We start from the raw sequence: 23,295 nt of genomic DNA, 5'->3' as shown, positions 1-23,295 counted from the left end.
GGGGTGGGATAAATGAATAAGTTAGGTATTGCAATTTTGGCTCTAATATTCGGAGCTACAGCGTTCATGGCTGGGTTTATGGCATATAATTTGCTATGGGACTCTGTTAAAATCATTGCCATGCTGGTGAGGTAAATGAAAAGATATACTATGGCTGGAATTATAGCTGGAATGATGGCTTTATTTTTTATAGTACTTTCCCTACCTCTTAACTTTATTTCAGCACGAAACATAGGAGTTGACCCTACAAGTGTAATAATGGCAACATTATACATGATCTTAGCGAGCGTTATATTCGTAATACTCTTTAAAGGGATAAACAAGATATGAAAGGTTTATAAATTTTTAAAATTTTCTTTTTGCTTGTAATCGAAGTTAAAGTAAAAGATTATAATCTGTATTGCGGCGCATCTGTCGTTATTGTTAAATAACTTCCGAATATTTGTTAAATAGATTTAACAGAAATATATAAAAATATACAACATTGAAAACGCGCTTTTGGATTAACTATATATACTAAATAATTCTATGATTGACTGTTAGGTATGAAATGGAAGTATATAGCGATAATTTATGCATTATATATTATTATATCTATAGTAGTTAAAATTATAGGAGAAGTTAATTTTCTTGGAAACGTATATTTCTTTTATTTAATCAATCACTCACAACTTCCAGCACTAAATCCTATCATGATATTTTTTAGCAAATACGGCAGAGAGTATATTTGGATACCAGTAACTGCAATTTTATTCATTATGGGTGGGAAGTTTAGGAGAAGTTCATTACTACTAGTTGGCGGATTTATAATAGCTATAATTCTAGGAGAGGTATCAAAATATGTAATGGCTCAGCCAAGACCATTTCTAATACTGCATAATATAAATTTACTAGTTCCAGAACCTACTGATTATTCCTATCCTTCAGGACACGCTCTGATAGTGGCTGTGGGTGCAGTGATAGTGCTCTTAACGTTACCGTATTACATATCGATACCATTATTTATAGAGGCTCTACTTACCAGTTACTCTAGAGTTTATGTAGGAGTTCATTGGCCTTTAGATGTACTAGTTGGATGGATATTAGGAATAGCAATAGCCTTAACTGCGACGAATCTAGAAAAGTTAATTACAACAATTTATAATAGAGTAGTTAACCTTATACTTGGCAATATGAGAAAAACAAATTTAAAACGGCCTAAGTAAAGAAGAACTCTATGGAAAAGTTGACAGATTTAGAGTTTAGAGCGCTGGAGATTTTAAGAGAAGATTCTAGGATAAGTGTCACTGAACTATCAAAAAGGCTTAATATCAGTAGGAGCACTGCCACAAGACTTTTGAGGAACCTTAAAAGAAGAGGGGTTAAATTCACTATTAAATTTCAGAATGAGCCATTTATTGCCTTCGCCATTTCTGAATCTTGTCAAAGTGACGAGTGTTACAAACTGTTGGATGGTAGATTTATTAACATGATAAGAGCTAACACTTTAGAAGATTTAGAAAATAAGTTAAAAAATGTAAAAGAAAAGGATTTAGTTTTCATAGGCAAGAGCAGTTTTGTAGTTAAATGTGATTACTGCGGTAAGGAAATATATGATAATCCCTTGACCTATAAGGTAGGAAGGAAAACGTATTATGCTTGTTGCAATTCTTGCTTGTCTGGATTAAAGGAAAAATTTGCACGCAACAATGGCTTGCACTTACATTAGTTTTAGAGTCATTTTGACTGTAATCAACAATATATAGATACAAATTTACAGAAGAAAAGGTTCTTTATAATAAAAGCAATAATTAGTATTATGATAATCGATCCGGTTTGTGGAATGGAAGTAGATGAGAAAAGTCAATATAAGACAATGTATAAGGGAAAAATCTACTATTTCTGCTCATCTCATTGTCTAAGGGAGTTTCAGAGAAATCCGGAAGAGTATTTAAGGAATGGACCTAAGGGAATGCCACATGGCCACTGAGAAGAAAGAAGAGCTAAGAATTACAGATAATGAGGAACAACTAAGAATAGTTGGGATGCATTGTGCAACATGCGTAACAACTGTCTCTAAATCTTTGAAGTCAGTTAGTGGTGTAAAAGATGCCGAAGTAAATCTAGCAACTGGGAGCGCAAAAGTAATCCTAAGTGGTAATGTAAGATTAAAGGAATTAGTAAAGGCCGTGAGAAAAGCTGGATATGATGTTGCAACAGAGAAGTTTACTATAAAATTGAATGTTAACCCAGAGGAAATGCCTAAAATAGAGAGGAAATTCGAAAACGTTAAGGGGGTAGTTGATGTAAAGTCCAATCCAGGTTTAGGAATAGTGAGCGTAGAGTACAATCCAGAGACCACTACTCCAGAGGAGATATTAAAGGAAGCTGGAGTTAAGGGGGAAATAGTAAATGAACAACGTAGTGAAAAGAGTATACTCTATAAGGATTTCCATGACTTATTAAGGAGATTGGCAGTAGGTATAATATTTACACCTTTAACATATCTACTTCCATTCTTTTTTGGCATATTGGTATCCATAGCAGTACAGTTTTACTCAGGATTAAGATTTCATAAAGGTGCGTATAGGGCATTAAAGAATAAAACTACTAATATGGATGTACTAGTCTCCTTAGCATCAAACATATTGTGGCTCTCTAGTATTTTCCTTCACAACACATTTTACGCCGACGCTTCATTATTAATAACCTTCATACTTGTGGGTAAAACACTAGAAGCGTATATTAAAGCTAAGATGAGTGCAGAGATACGTATAGAACCTTATAAAGCCACTCTGAAAGACGGAAGAGTAGTTAACTCTAATGAACTAAAAGTAGGCGATGTAGTAATTGTTAGGGCGGGAGAGAGAATACCAGCTGATGGAATAATTGAGAATGGAGAAGGAGAAGTAAACGAGGCTATACTTACTGGAGAGCAGAAGCCAGTACTGAAGAAAAAAGGAGATAACGTCCTAGCTGGTGGTATTTTAGTAAATGGTTACTTAGAAGTATACGTTACTAGAAACTGGGATAGAAGTTATATTGTACAAGTAACAGAGAGTGTAAGAGGGGCTTATAATACAAGAGTTTCCATCCAAAATCTAGTGGACAAAGTTTCCTCAATATTTGTGCCTATAGTTATTAGCATCTCAGCACTTACGTTCCTAGTTTGGAAATTTGTCTTGGACTATAACCTCTATTCTTCTCTACTTTTCAGTGTAGCAGTATTAGCTGCAGCGTGTCCTTGTGCACTAGGGTTAGCATCGCCTATGGCAATGTTAGTTAGTGTTCGGAGAGCATTAAAAAGAGGTATTATAATTAGGGATGGTAGTATTTTTGAGGAAATGAGAAATATCAACGTTGCAATCTTGGACAAAACTGGTACTGTAACTGAGGGTGAATATGTAATTGTTAGTAAGAAGGAGTTCATTGAAGGAGCGTTAAATTTGGCTGCAATTGCAGAAAGTAGAAGTATACATCCTATCGCTAAAGCATTCCATAAAATGAACGTAAGAGCGGGAGAGATTGAGCAGTTTGAGGAGTTTCCTGGAAGAGGAATATATGCTAGAGTAAATGGTAACGATGTAATTGTGGGGAGTAAAGATTTCGTGAGGGACAATTGTAACTGGAATGTCGAAGATGAAGGAGATATTTTTATTTGCATTAATGGAAATGCTGGAGGGATAGTTAACATAAGGGATAAGCTCAGGGATGATGCCAAAAAGGTAATAAGCTATCTGAAAGGAAGGGGAATTAGGATAATAATAGCAACTGGAGATAGTAGTAATTATGCTGATGAAATAGGGAAGGAGTTAGGTGTTGAAGTTCGTAAGGAGTTAACTCCAGATGATAAAGCGGAGTTGGTGAAGGAATTAAGGGAAAATGGCAATAAAGTAATGTTTATAGGTGACGGAATAAATGATTCCATCGCTATGAGAGAAGCTGACATAGGTATAGCTATTTCTAGCGGTACTGATTTGGCTAAGAGTGCTGGTAAAGTTGTGGTTAATTCATTAGATGACATAATAGGGTTATTTGAGCAAACTGAATTGGCAGTTAGAAAAATTAAGGAGAATTTGGCATGGGCCTTTGGCTATAATACAGCAATAATACCTATTGCAGCAGGAGTATTTTACCCATTCATAACGTTACCACCGGAATATGCTGCACTTGCGATGGGATTTAGTAGTGTGATAGTGAGTTTATGGTCCCTAGTCCCAATTTAGCATTCATAAAAGAAGTTGGAGTATAACTTAAAAATCGTGACATATATTAACTATATTTATCAATTAAAAATATTCTCTTTTATTAAGCGTTGACAACAACTTCTTTCTTATTAGCCTCTTCTTGTTTCTTCTTACCTTCAACCTTAGACATAATATAATTTATTGCTCTTTGTAACTCGGCCTTATGCTTAGTTGTAATGTGCTTTTCTAATTTACCTTCATCAAGTTTCTCATTGCAAAGGAGGCACGTGTACATTCCGTCTGATTTATACACTATAGGACTTACTTTGGCATTTGATTGCTTTACTAGCGCTATTAACTTTCTCGCCCTCCCCTCTCCACCCGCCTTCTCTACGAATCTCATTATGTTTCCTCTAATTGTGTGCTTTGTTATCCCATATTTATACGCTAGTACACTTGGCCTTTCTCCCTCTACTAGATAACTATATATGGCATCAACTACATATGCTTTATCAGCCAGCATCTTTATGGCTATATATTTTATACTCTCATTAGTCATACATGATATATTCTCCTAATAGTTTTTAAACCTTTCTATTATAAGTATCTAATATTTATACCCTATTAATCTTATCAACAATACTAATTTAGTATTAAAGAGAGTTAGCTAAGAGAGAAAAATCCTTAAGCTTTCTCCAAAAAGTTTTTAGTATTATTGTCAATAGTTTAACTAATGATCAAAACAATTGACATCTCGAAGACTTTTAAAATAAAGAATAAGGAAATAAAGGCTGTAGATGACGTGTCCTTTGAAATAGAGAGAAATTCTACTGGAGCTTTAGTAGGGCCAAATGGAGCAGGAAAAACTACAATAATTAAAATGCTTTCGACTCTCATTATACCTAGTTCTGGTGATGCGTTAGTTAATGGTTATAGCATAACTAAAGAGGAAAAGAAGGTTAGAGAATCAATAGGTTTAGTCACCGTAAGTGAAAGGTTATTTTATTATAGACTAACTGCCCTAGAAAACTTAATATTCTTCGCCAGCTTGCAAAACTTATCCCTATCTGATGCTAGGAAAAGAGCAAAGGAAGTATTAGAAATTGTGGGGTTGTCTGAGTGGGGGAACATACCCTACATGAAGTTTAGTACTGGGATGCAGAGAAAATTGGCATTAGCTAGGGCGTTAATAACAGATCCACCAGTTCTGCTATTAGATGAACCTACCTTAGGTTTAGATCCACTATCAGCTAGAATGTTTAGAGATTTAGTTAGAAGAATTGGCAGAGACAAAACTATTCTCCTTACCTCCCATTATATGAAAGATATTGAGGAGTTGGCAGAGAAGATAATACTATTAAAGAAGGGTAAAGCAATAGCCGAGGGAAACAAAGATAATTTAAAGAATTATTTGGGCAAAGTTATAGAAGTAGAGGTCAATGAATACCCATTAACATTAGGTAAATATGTAGTGCAGACTTCCACGAACTACTATATTTTGAGAATACCAGAAAAGGAACTTGATGAACTAAAGGATTATAGAGTAATTAAGGAAGAAGAGCCGTCATTGGAAGACGTATATATATATTTAATAGGAGATGTAGAGGATTCTGCAAGGTTGGAAGCTGTAAGGAGAGGAGGATGGGGAGGAAGATGGGGATAAGCGGAAAACTTTACTCTTTCTTATATTTAAGGGGATTTAAGGTATGGGTATCATACAGAACCCAAACAGTACTAACAGTATTAGGTTGGGTTCTTCCAGTTTTCACATATTATTTCACTGGGACTGCATTAGGAAATAGATTAGTGAACGAAGTTGGAGTAAGTAATTATACAGCGTTTTTCACCATAGGATTAGCTTTTCAAGGGTATGTATCTTCAGTAATTTCAACCATAAGTCAAAGATTACGTAATGAACAACTTTACGGAACCATAGAGTATTATGTTATCTCAAGGACTGGAACGTTTGGATTTTTGCTATATTCTGCACTTTGGGGTCTTACCCTAAATACAATAAATGCGATTATAATTTTAGCCGTAGGATTTGCATTAAATATACACTACAATGTCAATATAGTCAGTGCAATAGTCATTATCGTATTGTTGATATTATCGACTTTAGGTATAGGTATGATAGCTGGTGCTGTTACAATGGTAACAAAACAAGGAAATCCAATTTCATTCTTCTTCAACACCTTTACAAACCTACTTGGAGGGACCGTATTTCCCGTTACAGTACTCCCACTATACGTTAGATATATAAGTTATGGAATCCCGTTAACGTGGGCACTAGAGGGGTTAAGAGAGGCTTTTCTAAATGGGGCCCCAATAACCGATATTGCTCCGTTTATTATAATATTAACTATATTTGACATAGTTCTATTACCACTAGGTGTATTTTCGTATAATCACGCATTCAAAAAAGCTAGAGAAAAAGGTACTCTAGGAGAATACTAATAGACAAATGACTATTGACCAGTATTGCAATACCTTAAAAGCTCTGAGAAGAAAGATTACTCGTGAGTTAAAATGTTATACCGAGAGAGTATAGATTTAGATGAGTTTTTAACCCTAGAGGCTCTAGGCGCTTACTAATTACTTTATTTTTATTCATATTGGCTTCACCACTAATCGTCTTATTAACAATAGCACGAAATCCTACAGCCATTCTATCTTTCTGTAATTTAGAACTATATAATACTAATATTGAACAACTAGTCCTTATCTTAGTTAATTCATTTTTAATGGTATTACCTAAATCGTCTCTACTAATTGGCAACACGATTAAAATATCACTTACATCTTTAGGCAATATTATGTTAAAGAATTTCGAATAATCAGAAATTATCTTTAAACTATAGCTCTTAAGATTAAAGATATCTCTACTTCTCGCTACGGTCATTATAAAATCTTCAAGGTTATCAATATCGGCAGAATTAGCTAACATAATTACCACTTTAATATTAAGCTCTGCCTTGGAGTTTTTAAAGTTTATATGCATTTTGCACTTGGTATAGTCTATACAAACATTATAACGTAATACACTATTTAACTTAATGATAACAATATTTTTGCAATAAAAAGTTTTAAAAATCATTCACAAATATCATACGCTTCTCTAATTAAATCCTCCGCTAAGCTTTTGTCAATCTTAGTTGAATATCTATACTTCTCGTGAATTACATGAACTTCCATATCGGTACTTTTCTCTCCCTCAAGATCAAATGTCAAATACTGGACCGTAGAGAACTCTCTTCCTTGATCTCTTCCTCCCTCTGGAATTCCTTGAATTAGTTTGTTTCCTACTCTTAAGAATACTGAGTTATATATGCCTTTCAAATTATCATAGACCCAATCCAGATCCTTAAAGTCATAGGAATGTATATATAGAGAGGCTTTTATCTTACCGTCACATGGAAGCAATGTTGAGTATATCTTTATTTCTTCTAGTATGTCTTCGTTTTTCTCTTTTTTATCGAGGTAAACCATCTCTTGAATTTGCTGAAGAACAGTATCCCTATTTTCAAACAATAATGTTAATCTATCACCTAGCTCTATTCTTCTCTTATTCTTTACCTCAATAATCCTCCTTATTCTATCCATTCGAACTTTTTCATATGTTCTCCAAGGTAAGATATCTTGTAGGGTTATTTTAACCATTTTTCATCGCCTCCTTTAACAATTGAATTGGATGTAATGGCCTTCTACCAGAAGATTTTTCTATCTGAAGCCCAGCCAGAGGGCATTCAGTTGAAAAAAGATCAGCTTTACTCTGTTTAAAAGCTTCCATCATTTTACTTCCTACTCTTTTAGCAGTGTCATAATTTCTTAATCCCCAACCCCCATCTATACCGGAACAACCATTATTGGAAATATCGACTTTCGCTCCCATTGACCTTAATAATCTAACCCCAGGTAATCCTAATTGTAAGAACTTAAGGTGGCATGGAGGATGATAATACACACTCTTCTCAATCTTACCCTTTAGCTCTATCTTGCCCTCATTCTTTAATTTTAAAAGATACTCCATTGCATCATAAACCTTAGGTACTTCTCTATCAAGAACCTTCTTGTACTCCTTAATCATTAACGTACAAGTAGGTATAGGCGAAACTACATCATAACCTTCCTTTATTAAATCCTCAATTATTTTGATATTATACTCAGCATTCTTCTTAAGCCTATCAACGTCACCAGAATCCAACATTGGAGCTCCACAACAAACGAAATTAGGAATAATTACTTCTATCCCTAATTCGTTGTATATTTCTACTAAATCCTCGCCAATTTCTGGGAAGAAATTCTCAATTAAACAAGTGGGAAATAGTGCAACCCTTGCTTTGGGACTATCGATACGTTTGGGCTTAACTCTTTCCCTTAAACCTTTCTCCGCTACTGGTAACGTGGGGGCTTCTTTGTGAATACCTAATAACTCCTTGTTCTTTTCCATAATTACTTTAGCTAAGGGCCTTGCAAACTTCACACCATCTAGCATTTCAAAGATAAAATCCCTTACAGTTAATCCTCGATTTTTCTTATAGTATAGCCACGCCCATTCCATTAGGCTTGGAAAGTCCATGTTAAATTCGTGAGGAGGAACATAGGGACAATTGACGTAGCACATCTTACAGTGAAAGCACTTAGAGGCTACATTAAACAAGTCATCTAAGGTTAAGTTTTTGGGGCCTTTCTTATCAGTATAAGTAAACATAAGGGGAAAAGAATCGCAATAGTTGAAACATAATCTGCAACCGTGACAAACGCTCGCTTGCCTTATAAATTCTGATAATAATTTATTAGAGTCAAAAAAAGTAGAATTACTTGGATTTAAAGAATACATTACTTGCCTCCCTTTAGTTGGTTAAGCACTCCAGTGAATTTCTCAGCATGGCTTTTCTCAGCTCTTGCCAAGGTTTCAAACCATTCTGCAATTTCATTAAACCCTTCTTCTCTAGCTACCTTAGCATAGCCTGGGTACATTTGCGTCCATTCGTAAGTTTCTCCTGCTACTGCTGATTCTAACATTTGCTCTAATGTTCCTATTGGTTTATCAGTAGCTGGATCGCCAATTCCTCCTTGCCTTATGAAATCTAAGTGACCAAATGCGTGGGCAGTTTCACCTTCTGCTATGCTTCTTAACAATCCAGCAATTTCAGGGTATCCTTCCTCATCAGCTCTTTTAGCGAAATATAGATACCTTCGGTTAGCCATTGCTTCTCCGCAGAATGCATGCCTCAAGTTTTCAGCAGTTTTGGTTCCTTTTAGCTCTTTCATTCTCTCACGTTATATTACTTTATTACTGCTAGTTTTTAAAAGTTTCTATCATTACTATCTACAAGTTTATTTTAAAAAAGAGTCATTCTAATCTGTAAGAGAAGGTAGACTTGGAAAGTATCAGAAATATTACTCCTATTAATAATAGGATTGTTGGTATATAAATGCGAGGCTCTGGAGCCATAAAGTTAAACATAGGAGTAAGCAGCCCATAATAGAATAATAGTATTGAAAGTAAAACCAATACCCCTCCAGTTATTATAAATGTCTTATTATAGGTATAATATGTGAATAAGTCTTGCCAATCAGCTTTATCATTATCTACAACTATAGCTAAACCTTTCATAAAGGTTAAGGACTTATTGCTACCAAACATTGCAAAACCATTCAGCTTGTTAAAACCTAGTTGTTTCGCCTCTTCATTACCCTTTTTTAAATTAAATTTTATTAATTCAACTAGTTTAGAGAGATTTTCTATATTTGAACTTTCTTCAATTTCACCATTCTCGTCAATTTTCACATGCCCCTCATATCCTTTCAACTTCTTTACACTACCCACTTCTTATCACCTCTCCTTTTAAAATAGACTTAACCAATAAGTCCCAATTGGTTTTCTTAGCATCAGTTATTACTAAATAGTCATCTACGAATACAACTCCCGTATCATCTAATATCATAGCAAATCCTCTGAACGGCTCAAGAAACTTTAACTCTTTAGCTTCAGTTTCGCCAATTCTCATATTCTCTACTAAAATGTTACTTAATTTATCTAGGTCCATTGAGATATCTTGACCGTATATTTTTGCAAGTTTACCCTCACGAAATCTAAATACGGCAATTATACCCGGTACTTTATCTAACATTTCTATCATCTCATTATATAAATATGATATTTTCCATAAATAAACTTTACCTTCAAAATAATAACTTTTTGCACTAAATCTAAAAGTTATTTATAAATTATATTTATAAAAAGTAGTTAAGAAAAATGCTATCATCTTTTACTAGCGATAGCCCTTAAAATTTCCTCTGGAGTAGTTGGAGTTTTAGTGAATCTAGTGCCAATAGCGTCCTCCAATGCTCTAATTATCACTGCAGGACCTACGATTAATGCTGCCTCTCCAACACCCTTACTACCAGTTGGATAGTTAGATGGATGATATTGATCAGCAAAGACTGACGTAAACTTAGGCGCCTCAACAGCAGTTGGGACATAATAATCTGCATAAGTTACGATTAACTGTCCATTCTCATTGAGTAAAGCTTGCTCATATAGTGCTTGTCCAACAGCCTGGACACCTCCACCATGAATCTGCGCTTCTGCTAATGCTGGATTTACAACCTTCCCAATATCATCGTATGCCCTATATTCTAAAACTCTAGCAACTCCAGTATCATCTACCTCCACTGTCGCTATATGGACTCCATAGGGGAAAGTCACATCGTTCTCGTAGATTATCTTCTCTACTAGCCCAGGATCATGACTTCTATACGCTATGCTAGCAACGTCGTCCCAACTCATCTTCTTACTTGGATCATTCTTTAACTTAAACTCTCCTTTCTCATATTGAACTTCTTGAACATCGACATTCCAAGTAGATGCTGCAATTCTCTTCATCTTATCTAAGATTTTTTCTGCAACTTTAATTGCTGCAGAGCCACCTATTGTTACAGATCTTGAACCATAAGTTCCCATACTGGCTGCAACAGTATCAGTATCTCCCCATATTACCCTAACTCTACTTATATCTATTTGTAAGGCGTCTGCAACTATTTGAGCTATTGCAGTTTCTGTACCTTGTCCATGAGGTGTTGTACCAGTAACGACTAATACATCACCCCTCTCATCCACTCTAACTTCAGCGTATTCCCATGGACCAAAACTACATATTTCCAGATAATACGCTAACCCTACTCCAACCCTATGCCCCTTCTTTCTCTCCTCTTCAGCCCACTTCTTAAGTTCGTAATAACCTAACCTCTTCACGCCTTCTCTTAATAATCCAACATAGTCTCCACTATCATACCTTAAACCAAACGGATTTGTATATGGTAATTCAGTGACTAGATTCTTTTCCCTAATACTTACATCATCTAACCCTAACTCGTCAGCCACTGTACTCATTATCCTTTCAATTATATATGTTGCCTCTGGTCTACTGGCTCCTCTGTACATAGTAATTGGTGGGGTATTAGTGTAGACTGCAACGCTTTCGATATCCAGATTACGTATTTTGTAGGGGCCGGGTATCATCATTGGTATTATTAATGGTTGGATACCGGCAGTTACTGTTATATAGGCTCCTAGATCTAGCAATAGTTTACCCTTTATACCTAGAATAGTACCATCTCTTTTAACTGCTACCTCACCAGTGAAAACGTTATGCCTCGCTTCACTGGCTAACATCTCCTCACTTCTAGTAGCTGTCCATCTTACTGGCCTCCCTAAAATGATTGACGATGCTACTACTGCTAACTCTTCTGGCATTAAATGAACTTTAGCCCCAAAGGCACCTCCCACATCCGGCATACTGACTTTTATCTTACTTTCGGGTATACCAAGTATCCTGGCAAATTCTGAACGCATATAATGAGGAACTTGAGTAGAGTACCATATTGATAGTGTTCCTGCTTCAAACCTAGATACAATTCCTCTAGGTTCCATGGGATTTGGAATTAATCTTTCATTTATGGCCTCAACTCTAACTACCTTATCAGATTCACTGAATGCCTTGTCAACTTCTCCTGCTTTAAATGGAATCTTATAGGATATGTTAGTTTTTAACTCCTCATGGATTATTACTTGATCTTTTTCTGCTTCTTCCATTCTAATAACTGGTTTTAAGGGTTCATACTCAACTACTACCTTATCTATGGCGTCTCTAACGCTATACTTGTCTTGGCCAAGCACAATTGCTACTGGTTCACCTACATATTTGACCTTATTTTCTGGAAATGCCTTCCTCTCACTGTACCTAAATGATCGTATATCTATATACGTAGGCCAAGGTCTAATTCCACCTTTTAATAAGGGGTTAATTTCCTTTGCAGTAAATACTGCAACTATACCATTAACCTTTAACGCATCACTAACATCAATTCTCTTAATAATTGCATGGGGATAAGTACTTCTAACAAAACCGGCATATAGAGCTGGTATCCTTATATCGTCAACATAAGTGCTTCTACCTGTTACGAATTTATCGTCATAAATTCTTTTTACTGGCTTGCCAACGTAGCTCATGCTCTCAACCTCCTTGAAGCATCTAAAACTGCCTTAACAATATTTTGATATCCAGTACACCTACAAATGTTACCGTGAAGTCCATCTCTAACCTCCTCTTCAGAAGGATTTGGATTTTCTTTCAGCAAGAAATATGCCTGCATTATCATTCCCGGCGTACAGAAACCACACTGAAGGGCGAAATTTTCCTTAAACGCCTCTTGAATTGGATGAAGCTTAGAATCTACTGAGAGACCCTCAATTGTAGTTATTTCTGCACCATCAGCTTGCACTGCAAACAATGTACAAGATTTTACTGATTTACCATTTAATAGAACTGTGCATGCGCCACAAGTTGTAGTATCACATCCAATTTTCGTTCCCGTTAAGCCTAACTCTTCCCTTAAAAAGTCAACTAATAGTATCCTTGGACTTACATATCTCTCATACAATACTCCATTTACCTTAACTTTTATTTTAATTTTCTCTCCTTGATTAACCATTAACATTTAACCCGACACCTCCTTTAAGGCTTTTCTAGTTATAACCTTCATAACCTCCCTCCTATACCAAGAACTCCCCCTAGTATCGGAAGGGGGATTTACTTGACTTGAAACCTTACTTACAATTTCCTCTACTAACTCATCATTTAGCCTTTTACCCATTACACTTTTCTCAACTTCTAACGCTCTGAATGGTCTCTCCCCAACTCCACCATAAGCTAATCTAATATCCTCTATCTCATTTTGCCTCAATTTTATCGCTAATGCTAGAGATACAAGTGCAAAATCTCCAGCTCTTCTTACGACCTTTTTGTAAATTGTTCTATATCCCTCCAAGTTAGGTAAAACAATTTCAGAGATAATTTCACCTTTTCTTAAATCTGTGGCGAATGCGCCTTTAAAGAAATCTAGAGCATTAACTGATCTATTGCCGGATGCTGAGGATAGAATAATTTCGGCGTTTAACGCAGTAAGTACAGTGGGGATATCAGCTGATGGATCAGCGTTTGCAGCGCTACCACCAATAGTACCTAAGTTTCTAACTTGCATATCTCCTACTACCCTAACTGCTTGATGAAGTAATGGAACGTTTACCCTTACTAGATCATTCTTTAGTATTTCATTATATCGAGTTAGAGCACCAATTTTAGTTGAATTAAAGGAACTTCTTACATAACTTAGTGACGTTATAGGATTTAGGTCAACTATATAATTGGGCGATATTACACGAAGTTTAAGCATTGGAATTAAACTTTGTCCTCCAGCTAGAGGCCTTGCATCGTCGTGGGATTCTAGAAATTTTGTAGCTTCCTCAGAGCTACTAACCCTAACATATGTAAAATCTGGCGGATACACATATTATATTGCACTCTTAGCTATTTATTTTATCACGTAAAAAATGTTTAGCTAGGAATATTAGGTAATAAAATGTTTAATTATTTCTCTACATTCAAATCACGAGGAGAGTTCTAATATAAAAACTAATAATTGAACATTTTACATTAACATAGATAAAAAGGCGAAATACTGCTACTATGAAATATTTTTATAAGGAAATATTTCACCTTATTTTGAACTGTCTTAACACATTATTTCTATGAATGTACTTTGTAATAGTTGGTGGGACTATAACGGTACCATTTCCTTTCCCAGTAACCTTACCTATGATATAAGGTTCTTGCGACTTCCTTTTCAATTCATCGAAAATTTCATCTATAACTCTCTTATGAGCGAAAATAACTATGGCTCCGTTTGTCCCTGCAGTAGAATTTGGTATGATAAAATTCTCGGTGGCGAACTCATGTATATCCGGATCTATTACTGGGATATCAAACAACTCCACATCTACTTGTGCCTTTTCAGCAAATTCCTTTATTACAAATAATCCTGGACCGGTAACATCAGTAGTCATGGCTATATGAGAATTTTCGTCAAATGAGCCTCCAAAGGGTGGTAGATGATCGTATATAATTTTAGCTACTTCATTATTAGGTTTCCTCATGTACATTAGGGCTTTTCTCTTAGCTTCTTCTACTCTCTGTATAGTAATTCCCCTAGCTTCCATATCTTCTATTAACTCGGGAACAGTCAGCATCCACATAAACACATTTATTGGCGTTAATTCACCAACTGGTCTGGTCACTAGGATTTCCATGTTTTCATTAACCCTATTGTAATATGTTGGTAATTCATGATCGGACTTACCTATTACAGTAGCTCCTATCATTAATGTTTTGGAATTAGGTTGAACATCGCTTAATAATTCAATTGAATATTCCCTAGAATAATTTTCAGCGTTTTTCAGCAATTGTTCCTTTAGATCATCCATTGGAGCATCAACGACCGGAATCATCCTTAAATCTTGAAAAACACCCTTAGTAAAAAGGTCATTTAAAGAATTGGAAATAGCCACATCAACTTGCATCTGAGATCCAGGGTCATCCAAAGGATCTACTATTTGAATAGTGTCGTTATTTGCAACAGTGTAAGATCTCTCCTTTCCTCCTTCTAGTCTGAATAGATCTAATACTGCCACTTCACCCTTAGGATTTGAGGTAACTATTGAATGACCTTTACCTATTGTGAGCTTTCTAGTAGTTTTTATCGAAGTGTAAACTTTCAATAGGAACTCAGCAAACTTATCAGGATTCCCTGATGTCTCTTGGTTAACCTGAATAAGGCTAACGGCTCTATCTGCGTCAAACTCTCCGCCGTTAATCACTCTCTTTATGTAAATCTTCTCTCTACTTACGAAAATGTCAGCATCTTCTCTAGGTAATATTTCTATATTTCTTTTCACCAATTCGTCTCTTATCTTCCGTATAGCTGGGTAAACTGTGTCTATTAAATCTACTTTTACTGCACATCCTGTAGCAAGCGATAGCGGATTCAATCCCATTTTTTTGTACTTATCTAAATTAACTCTAAATTTATCAATCAGCTTATCAATAGCCATCAAGTTAGCATATTCTCCTAAGAAAATAAAAAGTTAGCTATCATAATGTTTATGCATTTTTTGTAAATTTCATTTTAAATAAAAGTAGTTTTGAAGATCTAAAATTTCAACAAATTTAAATTCTCAATAAAAGGTTTAGATTATGATGTTAATAACCGAGAGAAGGTCTCCTTTTTATCCAAACATACAAAACGTACCACCATCAGTAATTAGGAAACTAGTCAAGAATAAGGCAATTACGCTAATTGATGTCAGGCAACCTTGGGAATACGAAGACCATCATATACCAGGGTCAATATTACTACCTTTAGACTACTTTAAAGAGTTATTTCCGTTGGTATTAAGCAAAAATAATTTAGTTAAAAATGGTGTAGCAATTATATGCGAACACGCCAATAGATCCACATGGCTTGTTTATACTGAACCTTCTTTATTTAAAGAAGTAAAAGTCTACAATATGTTAGGTGGAATAGAATTATGGATGATAATGGGTTATGAAATTGAAAAAGGAATGGATGATAATGGTACATTGTGGTATAAGTTACTAACCAAAAATTTGGGATAAAACTACTTATTTGCACATAGCGAAAGTCTTAAGAAATATGAGTAAAAAGATAAAATGTGGAAAAACTCCCGCCCTCAGCAAAACTTGTATTGAAGGTTATATTGGAAAAGAAGGTGATTAGATTCAAAGAATTACAAGATCAAACTAAATTACCAACACGCACGTTAAGATACGCGCTAAGAATACTTAGGGAAAAAGGTCTAATAAAAACATTACCTTGTTTAGATGATGCACGAGAAAGAATATACTCCGTATATGAGATAGACGAATGCTACAAATTATTTAACGATTAAAACTCTTCCATTTCTTCTGCATACATTTCTTCTTCCAATTCTTCCTTCATGTTCTTCTTTATCTCCTCTAAATGCTCTAATACATCCTTGAGATTCCCATACTTTGTAGGAATGTATCTTAGTCTACCATATGACATCATATAAGAACCTGGACACAAGAACTTTGGACCTACCACTATTGCATCTGCATTTAAATCCAGAATTACTGACATCGTAGCTTCCTTACTACCTATTCCAGGGTTCTCATATTGTTCAACTTCCCTTTTCTCCTCATCAATTATCCCTATAATTTCCGCTTGATCTAAAGGTTTTAATTCTTGGGACTTATCATATGTTAAAGCTATTCTCATAAGCCTCTATTTCAAAACATTTCTTAAATATTTTGTGATCAATAGAGTTAGAAAAATTAGGAAAAAAACCTACTTAGTACTAAATTCCTTTCCTATAGCTCTAATCACAGTAAAGATAACTCCTAGGCCTCTCTGAATTTCTGGATCAGATAATAGCCTAACAATACCTCCCAATGAGACTTTTGGTGGTGATTCTAAAGTCTTCTTTACTTCTTCAGAAGCAATAGCTCTCATCATTCTATATGGTACATTACTAAATGCTATTTCAAAGAAATCCAATGCCTTTGGATAAACCTCCAAAAACTGCGATACATAACTCGATAGATGAGTAATGGCCTCATCGTTCAACATATCGCGTAAGGTCTTTGCTACATAGGCCATATCAAAGGCTACATCCAGTGCACCATTTTTATCTAGTTCCTCTACTTTAGTTAAGACGTTTTCTATAAGCCTCATTTTCTTCATAGTTGACTTTATGGATTTTAAAGTCTCATCATCAATTTCCCTCATTATCTCTAAAGAATTGGATATATACCTACCTAGGCTTTGTATGGCCTCATCGTTCAACATATCACGAAAAGTCTTAACAACATAAGCAGAATTCATTAAAATATCTAAAGTACCATCGTTTTTCATATCTTCCAATCTAACTAAAAGATCGTTAATAACGCTTGATTTATCTAATAACGCTTTTACTGGCTCAGCCTTTTGGGTTATAAGTTTCATTACCTCCAATGAAGAAGAAACTGTAGAGGCAAGGTTCTGGATAGCCTCATCGTTTAACATATCACGAAGCGTTCTTGCTGTATATGCCATGTTAATTAAAACGTCTAAGGTACCATCTTCTTTTAACATCTTCAGTTTATTAACGAAGTCCGCCAACACATCTGAGTTGTCCATAATCGCCATAGTATTTTCAAAGATTTTTGGCTTAGAGATAGCCTTGCCAAACTCTAAAAGTGAGGAAACTATGTTCCCTAGGCTTTGTATGGCCTCATCGTTCAACATATCACGAAAAGTCTTAACAACATAAGCAGAATTCACTATGGCATCTAATGCGCCTGATTCCTTAAGCTCATTAACCTTTTTCAAAGCCTCATTAAGAGCTGGAGTTAAGTCCATTAATTCTGCTAATTCATCTATCTTCTTCTCATCGATTTTTGAAGCTAGCTTCTCAAGATTAATAGTCTGCATGTTTACCACACCGAAATTATTTGCCCACCTTCAACATCCATACTAAATGTAGTTATCCCAGCTATTTCATCAACTATGTCATTATAGTCATCCTTGGCATAGCCAAATAACTTACTGGCATAAGAGCAAGCATATATCTTAACCTTCCCACTCTTTTTAGCTTTTCTGAATAAACTCATATAATCTTCTTCCTTCTTCTCAACCATAATTTTAGAGGAGATATCTTCACTCTTTACCTCTGGATTTTTAGTAAATCCCTTAACTGCGTCCATTGTCAAAAAAACGTAAACTTCATCGCCCATAGATGATATTATAACGGAAGTCATCGCAGCATATGTTAATCTTGAACGCTCATTTGAACCCACTATAATCCCTGTTTTCATGTTAAACCACAGCTTTGGCTGTAACAGTCCAGTACATCTTGTTATACATTATCTTGCCCCACCAGTGTACATATGAAGGTGGTGGTGGACTCTCGTTCATAGTATAGCTAAATCTTATATAAGTAGCTTGATCAGTACCAGTAGCTATATAGCATAGAACGTCTCCTCCATAATGTTTAACTCCAAGATTTCCCTTTATGTCATTTGCGATATTGTGGGCAACAGTATAAGATTCGAAATCAGCTGTTGAGCCCGCCTTAGAGACTGGTAAGTCAGTAGCATCACCCATTACGTAAACATTAGAGTGATCCTTCATTCTAAGTGTAAATTTGTCTGTTGGAACCCATCTCCTTCTATCTCCTATTCCAGAATCCTCAATAACCTTAGCGCCCATATTAGGTGGTATGCCAATTAACATATCGAACTTTAACTTTTCACCTTCTTGCGATTCTATAACCTTATTGTTGGGATCAACACTAGTTACCGTAAATGGAGAGTGAACTTCTATTCCTCTTTGTTCAAATAATCTCAGCATGAACTTATTGGTTATTGGTCTTCCAAATACTCCTTGAACGGGATAGGTGTAAATTATCTTAGTCTTATCCCTAATCCCTCTCTTTCTTAAATAATCGTCTAGAATTAATGTAACTTCTAATGGAGCAACTGGACATCTATGAGGCAATTTAGCCGTATTAACGACAATTGTACCGCCATCAAATTTCTCTAAAGCTTCCCTCATTTTAATAGCATCATCATACTCGTATACTGTATGTGCAGCAGACCTATAGCCGGGTATTTCGTCCCATGTGTAATCTACACCCGTAGTTATTACTAGATAGTCATAACTATGTGAAACTCCATCCGCGGTTTGAACTGAGTGATTAGCAACATCTATTTTGCTAATCGTACCCTTCTGCCCATGTAGGAATTTGATTCTAGGATCCAGCAGTTCGCTTTCTTTCCTCACTAATTCTCCTGGAGTTTCAAGACCAAAACCAACTAATAACTGCCCCGGTAGATAGATGTGTTCATCTGACTTATTTAATGCTACTATTTCAACATCTCCTTTATTAACCTCATGTTCTAACTTTTGAACTAACCTGTTTGCTACAATTGTGCCCGCAATATTTCCTCCTGCTATTATAACCCTTTTAGCCATTTACCTCATCTCCTATTTGCTTATTAATAATACGTACTTGCTTCCCTCTTGCGACTCTTGTACTATTTTCAAGCCCTTCTTCTTACTCCACAAAGTAATGTCCTTCTTAGTGGCCTCATCACCCAAAATGACCTTAACAGCCTCGCCATCCCTCAACTCATCAATAACACTGGACAACTCACCAATAGGCCCAGCACACGAAGAACTAGTCAAATCCAATTCCTTATATATCTTAAGACTACTCACTTTTTACTCACCTATATTCTATGTTACATTCATACTTTATAAATATTACGTTTATTTCAACAATATATTTTTTCAAGAATGTTATTACTTAATTTAGTTATACCTAAAATTACAAATGTTTTAAAATTAAAGTATGTCTATACTGTATATAATTATACACAAAACTACATCATGAAATTATAATCTGGAAACCTCCGTTAATTAAATCAATAAAAGCGTAATGATGCTCCTCATCTCCAATTAGTTTTATTGAATTAATTAGTTTATCTCTAATATTCAAATGAGGTGGAGATGCACAATAACCACATGCACCTAATATGATTTCCTCTTTTAATGCTCTCTCATAGGCTGGTCGTAATCCCTTATAAGGACTTTCGGATATTGGTATTTTGGTACCTAGCCCGTCAAAATAAACGTAAACCTCGTGCCCTTCCTTCTTAAGCTCTACTGCGTAGTGTAAGGCGTGAGCAGCTCTTATGGATTCAGACAAATTGTTTGGATCGTCCATTATCACGAAAAGAAGCTTAGCCATGTTTCTTATTTCTCTTAACTAGTTTTAAAAATTAACTATTCTTGTTTACTATAAATTTACTCTTTAATAACTACCCTCTTAGACTTACCCTCAAATCTAGGCAGTGTGCCTAAACTCACAAACTCCACCTCAGGCGTTACAAATGCTACTGTTCTAATTTCTTCTATCAGTTTTTCAGCTAATTTTTCTGACGGTTTTTCAGTTTCTACTCTAACTATTAATCTATGCTCCCTATTAGTCTTATCTACTACTATTTGAAACTCTTTTACCTCCTCGCAAGACATTAAAACATTCGATATAGCAGTTGGGAATACTTTCACACCTTTATAGAATATCACATCATCTACTCTCCCTTTTAACATTCCTATTTTAGGAAACGGTATTTCATCATCACTTTCAATAAGTCTAGTAATATCTCTCGTTCTATATCTAATTAACGGCATCCCTTCCTTACTGAGAGTAGTTATAACCATTTCCCCTTCTTCATCTTCAGAAATTCTCTCACCGGTCTCTGGATCAATAATCTCAACCAAATAATGATCAGTCCATATATGTAGCCATTCGTGATTATCGTCTGGACACTCTTGTGCAACTCCTGGCCCTAAAGCCTCGGTTAAACCATAAATTTCTAATGCCCTTCCTTCTCTAGCCTTTAGTCCTAATTCGTGCTCAATTCTCTCCAACATCTCTTTTGACATTGCTTCAGCACCGGGGATTGCTAATCTAAGTTGCAATTCCTTCTCAGCATCTATGTTTAGTTTGCGTAAAGTTTCAGCTATTAGCAATTCGTAAGATGGAGTACCAGTTATTACAGTAGCTTTAAAGTCCTTTAGTGCCCGAGCTAAAGCTTCAGTTCTGCCAGTACTCCACGGTATCACCTTAGCCCCTATTCTCTGGATACCTTGATGTAAGCCAATCCCACCAGTGAATAACCCGTACCCATAAATGTTCATAACAATATCATTCTTTGTAACTCCAGCAGTGACTAGACTTCTTGCTACGAGGCTTGTCCATATTTCAATATCGCTCCAAGTATAAGCGTTTACTGTGGGAACTCCTGTCGTTCCTGATGTCATATGCCATCCTACTAAATTTCCAAAGGGAACTGCTAAGAAATCGCCACCATGTGGATAAGCGTATCTCCTTAAATCTTCCTTAGTGGTGAAAGGAAGTTTAACTAAATCCTCTAGAGTTCTTATATCATCTGGCGTTAATCCCCTTTCTTTAAACACCTTATGATAGTAGGGTGAGCTCTCATAAACTCTTTTAATTAAACCCCTAAGTCTAAATCGCTGGATCTCTTTAATCTCTTCCTTAGTTAATGCCTTGGGATCTATCTCATTATAAGTTAACTTAACGCTCATCTTATCACCTCGCCAATTATCCTCATACCATCTGTAGTCAGTCTTACTTTATTACCGACCTTAGGTTGGCCTTTAATCCATGCCATTATATTTATCCCATCCTTTGTCTTGACTATCCCTATAACGTAGTCTTCATAATTTTCGAAACCTTGAGGTTTCTGAGATACTACACTATAAGTCATTATTTCACCCTCATTAGATACTTTAATCCACTCCATCTCATTCTTACCACAGTTATAACAATCCTTTTGAGGGGGAAAGTAAACGGAACCACAATTTTTACATTTGGTAGCTACAATTTCTCCCCTCTTAACTGCTTCAATAAATTCGTCCGGGTATTTGATCTTATATTTTATTGATAACGGTATTGCATCTATTTGCATCTAAGGTCACCTTCTTAGAATCATAACATATGCAAAGTGACCTGTGCCACCTACATTGTGAACAAGCCCAATATACTTCTTAAGGGGTTGTTGTAATTTGTCAGCTTCATCTCTCAATTGTTTAGTTATCTCATAAATCATAGAAAGTCCAGTAGCTCCTAATGGATGCCCCTTAGCTTTTAGACCACCAAATAGATTTACTCCTACTTTTCCACCTTTCTCGCTTTGCCCCTCTTCTATAAACTTGCCTCCTTTTCCCTTTTCGGTAAAACCTAAATCCTCATATCCCATTATCTCAGCTATTGTAAACGCGTCATGTACCGTAGCTACTTCTATATCATTAGGAGTTACCTTAGCCATCTCATAAGCTTGCCTTGCAGCTAACTGAGTTGCCTTAAATCCCACCCATTCTCCTCTTCTTGCAACATAAGCGTAATCATTCGCATAACCAATTCCAGTTATCCAAACTGGAGAATCAATCTTCAACTCCTTCACTTTCTCCTCCGATGCAAATACTGCAGTGGCGGAACCATCACTTATTGGACAAGAGTCAAGTAACTTTATTGGCCAAGAGATTACTCTGGACTTGAGAACTTCTTCTACGGTAACCGGTTTTTGAAAGTGAGCTTTAGGGTTCATTGAACCATACTTATGCGCCTTTACCGAAACTAGAGCCATTTGCTCCTCAGTTGTGCCAAAAACTGCCATATGTCTTGTTGCATAAAGTGCGTAATAAGTTGGGAATGTGGTCCCATAGAAATGATATTCCCACTGATAATTACCCCCTCTTCCGCCTATTGCTAACGATGTTGAGGTGTCAACTTCAGTCATCTTATCAACTCCTACTGCCATAGCAATATCAACTAAACCTGAAGCTACTGCAGTATATGCGGATAAGGCTGCAGCTAATCCTGTAGCGCACATTGCCTCAACGCGTAGAGGAACTTTGCCTGTTAGTCCAGAATACTCAGCAACGATTGGAGCAGGGTATAATTCAATACCTCTATAGGCAGTGCTACCTATAACCACTAGTCCTATATCACTTTGAGATACACCACTATCATTCAACGCTTCTTTAATAGATTCCCAGGCTAACTCTTGAATAGAAACGTCATCTCTTCTCCCGAACTTCGAATTACCTACTCCTATTACAGCTACCCTTCTTGTCATATTGGATTAACCATGATTTCTTACAATACTAAACT

The 23,295-nt window shown here is 35.8% G+C and carries 30 protein-coding genes; 10 read left to right on the top strand and 20 right to left on the bottom strand.

Annotated elements, in window-relative coordinates:
- Window positions 1-12 precede the first annotated feature (12 nt).
- The 6 genes from SSOP1_RS17860 (at window position 13) to SSOP1_RS13260 (ending at window position 4,205) form a co-directional block, all read left to right on the top strand.
- A complete protein-coding gene (locus SSOP1_RS17860) occupies window positions 13-135 on the top strand; it encodes a hypothetical protein (RefSeq protein WP_009988566.1) in 123 nt (40 codons plus the stop codon).
- Window positions 136-330, top strand: a complete 195-nt coding sequence (locus SSOP1_RS13275) for a hypothetical protein (RefSeq protein ID WP_009988565.1) — start codon at window positions 136-138, stop codon at window positions 328-330.
- A 215-nt stretch (window positions 331-545) separates the two neighbouring features.
- Window positions 546-1,205 carry an undecaprenyl-diphosphatase SepP gene (sepP, locus tag SSOP1_RS13270; RefSeq protein ID WP_009988564.1) on the top strand — a complete coding sequence of 220 codons (660 nt, stop codon included), beginning with the start codon at window positions 546-548 and terminating at the stop codon, window positions 1,203-1,205.
- 11 nt (window positions 1,206-1,216) lie between these two features.
- Window positions 1,217-1,708, top strand: a complete 492-nt coding sequence (locus tag SSOP1_RS13265) for a TRASH domain-containing protein (RefSeq protein ID WP_009988563.1) — start codon at window positions 1,217-1,219, stop codon at window positions 1,706-1,708.
- Between the two features lie 90 nt (window positions 1,709-1,798).
- A complete protein-coding gene (locus tag SSOP1_RS16640) occupies window positions 1,799-1,969 on the top strand; it encodes a YHS domain-containing protein (RefSeq protein WP_009988562.1) in 171 nt (56 codons plus the stop codon).
- On the top strand, window positions 1,959-4,205 hold the full coding sequence (locus tag SSOP1_RS13260; RefSeq protein ID WP_009988559.1) for a heavy metal translocating P-type ATPase: 2,247 nt from the start codon (window positions 1,959-1,961) through the stop codon (window positions 4,203-4,205). Before SSOP1_RS16640 ends, SSOP1_RS13260 begins: the two co-directional genes overlap by 11 nt.
- Window positions 4,206-4,287: 82 nt before the next feature.
- Here the strand turns inward: SSOP1_RS13260 and SSOP1_RS13255 are convergent, their stop codons facing one another.
- Window positions 4,288-4,725, bottom strand: a complete 438-nt coding sequence (locus SSOP1_RS13255) for a hypothetical protein (RefSeq protein ID WP_009988558.1) — start codon at window positions 4,723-4,725, stop codon at window positions 4,288-4,290.
- 174 nt (window positions 4,726-4,899) lie between these two features.
- Here SSOP1_RS13255 and SSOP1_RS13250 point away from each other — a divergent pair, with 174 nt between their 5' ends.
- Both SSOP1_RS13250 and SSOP1_RS13245 read left to right on the top strand, forming a co-directional pair.
- The gene (locus SSOP1_RS13250; protein WP_009988557.1) at window positions 4,900-5,829 is read left to right on the top strand and encodes an ABC transporter ATP-binding protein; all 930 of its coding nucleotides are present in this window, start codon (window positions 4,900-4,902) and stop codon (window positions 5,827-5,829) included.
- Window positions 5,820-6,623 carry an ABC transporter permease gene (locus SSOP1_RS13245; protein WP_009988555.1) on the top strand — a complete coding sequence of 268 codons (804 nt, stop codon included), beginning with the start codon at window positions 5,820-5,822 and terminating at the stop codon, window positions 6,621-6,623. Before SSOP1_RS13250 ends, SSOP1_RS13245 begins: the two co-directional genes overlap by 10 nt.
- Before the next feature lie 67 nt (window positions 6,624-6,690).
- Here SSOP1_RS13245 and SSOP1_RS13240 read toward each other — a convergent pair whose 3' ends face one another.
- From SSOP1_RS13240 to SSOP1_RS13195, 10 genes are all read right to left on the bottom strand, one after another.
- Window positions 6,691-7,113, bottom strand: coding sequence for a DUF4898 domain-containing protein (locus SSOP1_RS13240; RefSeq protein WP_009988553.1), 423 nt, complete (start codon window positions 7,111-7,113; stop codon window positions 6,691-6,693).
- A 146-nt stretch (window positions 7,114-7,259) separates the two neighbouring features.
- A complete protein-coding gene (locus SSOP1_RS13235) occupies window positions 7,260-7,826 on the bottom strand; it encodes a DUF3501 family protein (protein ID WP_009988552.1) in 567 nt (188 codons plus the stop codon).
- Window positions 7,819-9,006, bottom strand: a complete 1,188-nt coding sequence (locus tag SSOP1_RS13230; RefSeq protein WP_009988551.1) for a heterodisulfide reductase-related iron-sulfur binding cluster — start codon at window positions 9,004-9,006, stop codon at window positions 7,819-7,821. Before SSOP1_RS13230 ends, SSOP1_RS13235 begins: the two co-directional genes overlap by 8 nt.
- On the bottom strand, window positions 9,006-9,440 hold the full coding sequence (locus SSOP1_RS13225; protein ID WP_009988550.1) for a rubrerythrin family protein: 435 nt from the start codon (window positions 9,438-9,440) through the stop codon (window positions 9,006-9,008). Before SSOP1_RS13225 ends, SSOP1_RS13230 begins: the two co-directional genes overlap by 1 nt.
- Before the next feature lie 82 nt (window positions 9,441-9,522).
- Entirely contained in the window at window positions 9,523-9,999 is a 477-nt protein-coding gene (locus SSOP1_RS13220; protein ID WP_009988548.1) for a hypothetical protein, read from the bottom strand.
- Window positions 9,992-10,303: a DUF2173 family protein gene (locus SSOP1_RS13215; RefSeq protein ID WP_009988547.1), complete on the bottom strand. Its 312-nt coding sequence runs from the start codon at window positions 10,301-10,303 to the stop codon at window positions 9,992-9,994. Before SSOP1_RS13215 ends, SSOP1_RS13220 begins: the two co-directional genes overlap by 8 nt.
- Window positions 10,304-10,434: 131 nt before the next feature.
- Window positions 10,435-12,684, bottom strand: a complete 2,250-nt coding sequence (cutA, locus tag SSOP1_RS13210; RefSeq protein WP_009988546.1) for a glyceraldehyde dehydrogenase subunit alpha — start codon at window positions 12,682-12,684, stop codon at window positions 10,435-10,437.
- Complete coding sequence (cutC, locus tag SSOP1_RS13205; protein ID WP_009988545.1) at window positions 12,681-13,172, bottom strand: glyceraldehyde dehydrogenase subunit gamma; 492 nt, start codon at window positions 13,170-13,172, stop codon at window positions 12,681-12,683. The genes cutA and cutC overlap by 4 nt, the downstream gene beginning before the upstream one ends.
- Window positions 13,173-14,021, bottom strand: a complete 849-nt coding sequence (gene cutB / locus SSOP1_RS13200; protein ID WP_009988542.1) for a glyceraldehyde dehydrogenase subunit beta — start codon at window positions 14,019-14,021, stop codon at window positions 13,173-13,175.
- Between the two features lie 205 nt (window positions 14,022-14,226).
- On the bottom strand, window positions 14,227-15,621 hold the full coding sequence (locus tag SSOP1_RS13195) for a SelD-related putative sulfur metabolism protein (protein WP_009988540.1): 1,395 nt from the start codon (window positions 15,619-15,621) through the stop codon (window positions 14,227-14,229).
- 142 nt (window positions 15,622-15,763) lie between these two features.
- Here SSOP1_RS13195 and SSOP1_RS13190 point away from each other — a divergent pair, with 142 nt between their 5' ends.
- Entirely contained in the window at window positions 15,764-16,186 is a 423-nt protein-coding gene (locus tag SSOP1_RS13190; protein WP_009988539.1) for a rhodanese-like domain-containing protein, read from the top strand.
- 56 nt (window positions 16,187-16,242) lie between these two features.
- Entirely contained in the window at window positions 16,243-16,479 is a 237-nt protein-coding gene (locus tag SSOP1_RS13185; protein ID WP_009988538.1) for a transcriptional regulator, read from the top strand.
- Here the strand turns inward: SSOP1_RS13185 and SSOP1_RS13180 are convergent.
- The 9 genes from SSOP1_RS13180 to SSOP1_RS13140 all read right to left on the bottom strand — a co-directional run bounded on the left by SSOP1_RS13180 (window position 16,476) and on the right by SSOP1_RS13140 (window position 23,260).
- A complete protein-coding gene (locus tag SSOP1_RS13180; RefSeq protein ID WP_009988537.1) occupies window positions 16,476-16,829 on the bottom strand; it encodes a hypothetical protein in 354 nt (117 codons plus the stop codon). The two genes, SSOP1_RS13185 and SSOP1_RS13180, sit on opposite strands and share 4 nt — an antisense overlap.
- A 69-nt stretch (window positions 16,830-16,898) precedes the next feature.
- Window positions 16,899-18,023, bottom strand: a complete 1,125-nt coding sequence (locus SSOP1_RS13175; RefSeq protein ID WP_009988535.1) for a helical membrane plugin domain-containing protein — start codon at window positions 18,021-18,023, stop codon at window positions 16,899-16,901.
- A gap of 2 nt (window positions 18,024-18,025) precedes the next feature.
- Window positions 18,026-18,406 (bottom strand): DsrE family protein, encoded by a 381-nt coding sequence (locus SSOP1_RS13170; RefSeq protein WP_009988533.1) that lies wholly within the window; start codon window positions 18,404-18,406, stop codon window positions 18,026-18,028.
- A 1-nt stretch (window position 18,407) separates the two neighbouring features.
- Window positions 18,408-19,565, bottom strand: coding sequence for an NAD(P)/FAD-dependent oxidoreductase (locus SSOP1_RS13165; RefSeq protein WP_009988532.1), 1,158 nt, complete (start codon window positions 19,563-19,565; stop codon window positions 18,408-18,410).
- Between the two features lie 12 nt (window positions 19,566-19,577).
- Entirely contained in the window at window positions 19,578-19,811 is a 234-nt protein-coding gene (locus SSOP1_RS13160) for a sulfurtransferase TusA family protein (protein WP_009992171.1), read from the bottom strand.
- Window positions 19,812-19,980: 169 nt separating this feature from the next.
- The gene (locus tag SSOP1_RS13155; RefSeq protein WP_009989355.1) at window positions 19,981-20,343 is read right to left on the bottom strand and encodes a hypothetical protein; all 363 of its coding nucleotides are present in this window, start codon (window positions 20,341-20,343) and stop codon (window positions 19,981-19,983) included.
- Between the two features lie 56 nt (window positions 20,344-20,399).
- Window positions 20,400-21,707: a phenylacetate--CoA ligase family protein gene (locus tag SSOP1_RS13150; RefSeq protein ID WP_009989353.1), complete on the bottom strand. Its 1,308-nt coding sequence runs from the start codon at window positions 21,705-21,707 to the stop codon at window positions 20,400-20,402.
- Window positions 21,704-22,090, bottom strand: a complete 387-nt coding sequence (locus SSOP1_RS13145) for a Zn-ribbon domain-containing OB-fold protein (RefSeq protein ID WP_009989352.1) — start codon at window positions 22,088-22,090, stop codon at window positions 21,704-21,706. Before SSOP1_RS13145 ends, SSOP1_RS13150 begins: the two co-directional genes overlap by 4 nt.
- Before the next feature lie 6 nt (window positions 22,091-22,096).
- Entirely contained in the window at window positions 22,097-23,260 is a 1,164-nt protein-coding gene (locus SSOP1_RS13140) for a thiolase domain-containing protein (protein WP_009989351.1), read from the bottom strand.
- Window positions 23,261-23,295: the final 35 nt, after the last annotated feature.

Source organism: Saccharolobus solfataricus, assembly GCF_900079115.1.
GTDB classification, from domain to species: Archaea; Thermoproteota; Thermoprotei_A; order Sulfolobales; family Sulfolobaceae; genus Saccharolobus; species Saccharolobus solfataricus.
This window is presented reverse-complemented; position numbering and strand designations above follow the sequence as displayed.

What these genes read in the sequence shown, in the direction of transcription:
- SSOP1_RS16640 (WP_009988562.1), top strand. Translation starts at nt 1,799, where the DNA reads ATGATAATCGATCCGGTTTGTGGAATGGAAGTAGATGAGAAAAGTCAA.
- sepP (WP_009988564.1), top strand. Translation starts at nt 546, where the DNA reads ATGAAATGGAAGTATATAGCGATAATTTATGCATTATATATTATTATA.
- SSOP1_RS17860 (WP_009988566.1), top strand. Translation starts at nt 13, where the DNA reads ATGAATAAGTTAGGTATTGCAATTTTGGCTCTAATATTCGGAGCTACA.
- SSOP1_RS13165 (WP_009988532.1), bottom strand. Translation starts at nt 19,565, where the DNA reads ATGGCTAAAAGGGTTATAATAGCAGGAGGAAATATTGCGGGCACAATT.
- SSOP1_RS13245 (WP_009988555.1), top strand. Translation starts at nt 5,820, where the DNA reads ATGGGGATAAGCGGAAAACTTTACTCTTTCTTATATTTAAGGGGATTT.
- SSOP1_RS13215 (WP_009988547.1), bottom strand. Translation starts at nt 10,303, where the DNA reads ATGTTAGATAAAGTACCGGGTATAATTGCCGTATTTAGATTTCGTGAG.
- SSOP1_RS13170 (WP_009988533.1), bottom strand. Translation starts at nt 18,406, where the DNA reads ATGAAAACAGGGATTATAGTGGGTTCAAATGAGCGTTCAAGATTAACA.
- cutC (WP_009988545.1), bottom strand. Translation starts at nt 13,172, where the DNA reads ATGTTAATGGTTAATCAAGGAGAGAAAATTAAAATAAAAGTTAAGGTA.
- SSOP1_RS13150 (WP_009989353.1), bottom strand. Translation starts at nt 21,707, where the DNA reads ATGAGCGTTAAGTTAACTTATAATGAGATAGATCCCAAGGCATTAACT.
- SSOP1_RS13275 (WP_009988565.1), top strand. Translation starts at nt 136, where the DNA reads ATGAAAAGATATACTATGGCTGGAATTATAGCTGGAATGATGGCTTTA.
- SSOP1_RS13190 (WP_009988539.1), top strand. Translation starts at nt 15,764, where the DNA reads ATGATGTTAATAACCGAGAGAAGGTCTCCTTTTTATCCAAACATACAA.
- SSOP1_RS13260 (WP_009988559.1), top strand. Translation starts at nt 1,959, where the DNA reads ATGGCCACTGAGAAGAAAGAAGAGCTAAGAATTACAGATAATGAGGAA.
- SSOP1_RS13140 (WP_009989351.1), bottom strand. Translation starts at nt 23,260, where the DNA reads ATGACAAGAAGGGTAGCTGTAATAGGAGTAGGTAATTCGAAGTTCGGG.
- SSOP1_RS13265 (WP_009988563.1), top strand. Translation starts at nt 1,217, where the DNA reads ATGGAAAAGTTGACAGATTTAGAGTTTAGAGCGCTGGAGATTTTAAGA.
- SSOP1_RS13230 (WP_009988551.1), bottom strand. Translation starts at nt 9,006, where the DNA reads ATGTATTCTTTAAATCCAAGTAATTCTACTTTTTTTGACTCTAATAAA.
- SSOP1_RS13250 (WP_009988557.1), top strand. Translation starts at nt 4,900, where the DNA reads ATGATCAAAACAATTGACATCTCGAAGACTTTTAAAATAAAGAATAAG.
- SSOP1_RS13155 (WP_009989355.1), bottom strand. Translation starts at nt 20,343, where the DNA reads ATGGCTAAGCTTCTTTTCGTGATAATGGACGATCCAAACAATTTGTCT.
- SSOP1_RS13255 (WP_009988558.1), bottom strand. Translation starts at nt 4,725, where the DNA reads ATGACTAATGAGAGTATAAAATATATAGCCATAAAGATGCTGGCTGAT.
- SSOP1_RS13145 (WP_009989352.1), bottom strand. Translation starts at nt 22,090, where the DNA reads ATGCAAATAGATGCAATACCGTTATCAATAAAATATAAGATCAAATAC.
- SSOP1_RS13175 (WP_009988535.1), bottom strand. Translation starts at nt 18,023, where the DNA reads ATGCAGACTATTAATCTTGAGAAGCTAGCTTCAAAAATCGATGAGAAG.
- SSOP1_RS13235 (WP_009988552.1), bottom strand. Translation starts at nt 7,826, where the DNA reads ATGGTTAAAATAACCCTACAAGATATCTTACCTTGGAGAACATATGAA.
- SSOP1_RS13240 (WP_009988553.1), bottom strand. Translation starts at nt 7,113, where the DNA reads ATGTTAGCTAATTCTGCCGATATTGATAACCTTGAAGATTTTATAATG.
- SSOP1_RS13225 (WP_009988550.1), bottom strand. Translation starts at nt 9,440, where the DNA reads ATGAAAGAGCTAAAAGGAACCAAAACTGCTGAAAACTTGAGGCATGCA.
- SSOP1_RS13195 (WP_009988540.1), bottom strand. Translation starts at nt 15,621, where the DNA reads ATGGCTATTGATAAGCTGATTGATAAATTTAGAGTTAATTTAGATAAG.
- SSOP1_RS13180 (WP_009988537.1), bottom strand. Translation starts at nt 16,829, where the DNA reads ATGAGAATAGCTTTAACATATGATAAGTCCCAAGAATTAAAACCTTTA.
- cutA (WP_009988546.1), bottom strand. Translation starts at nt 12,684, where the DNA reads ATGAGCTACGTTGGCAAGCCAGTAAAAAGAATTTATGACGATAAATTC.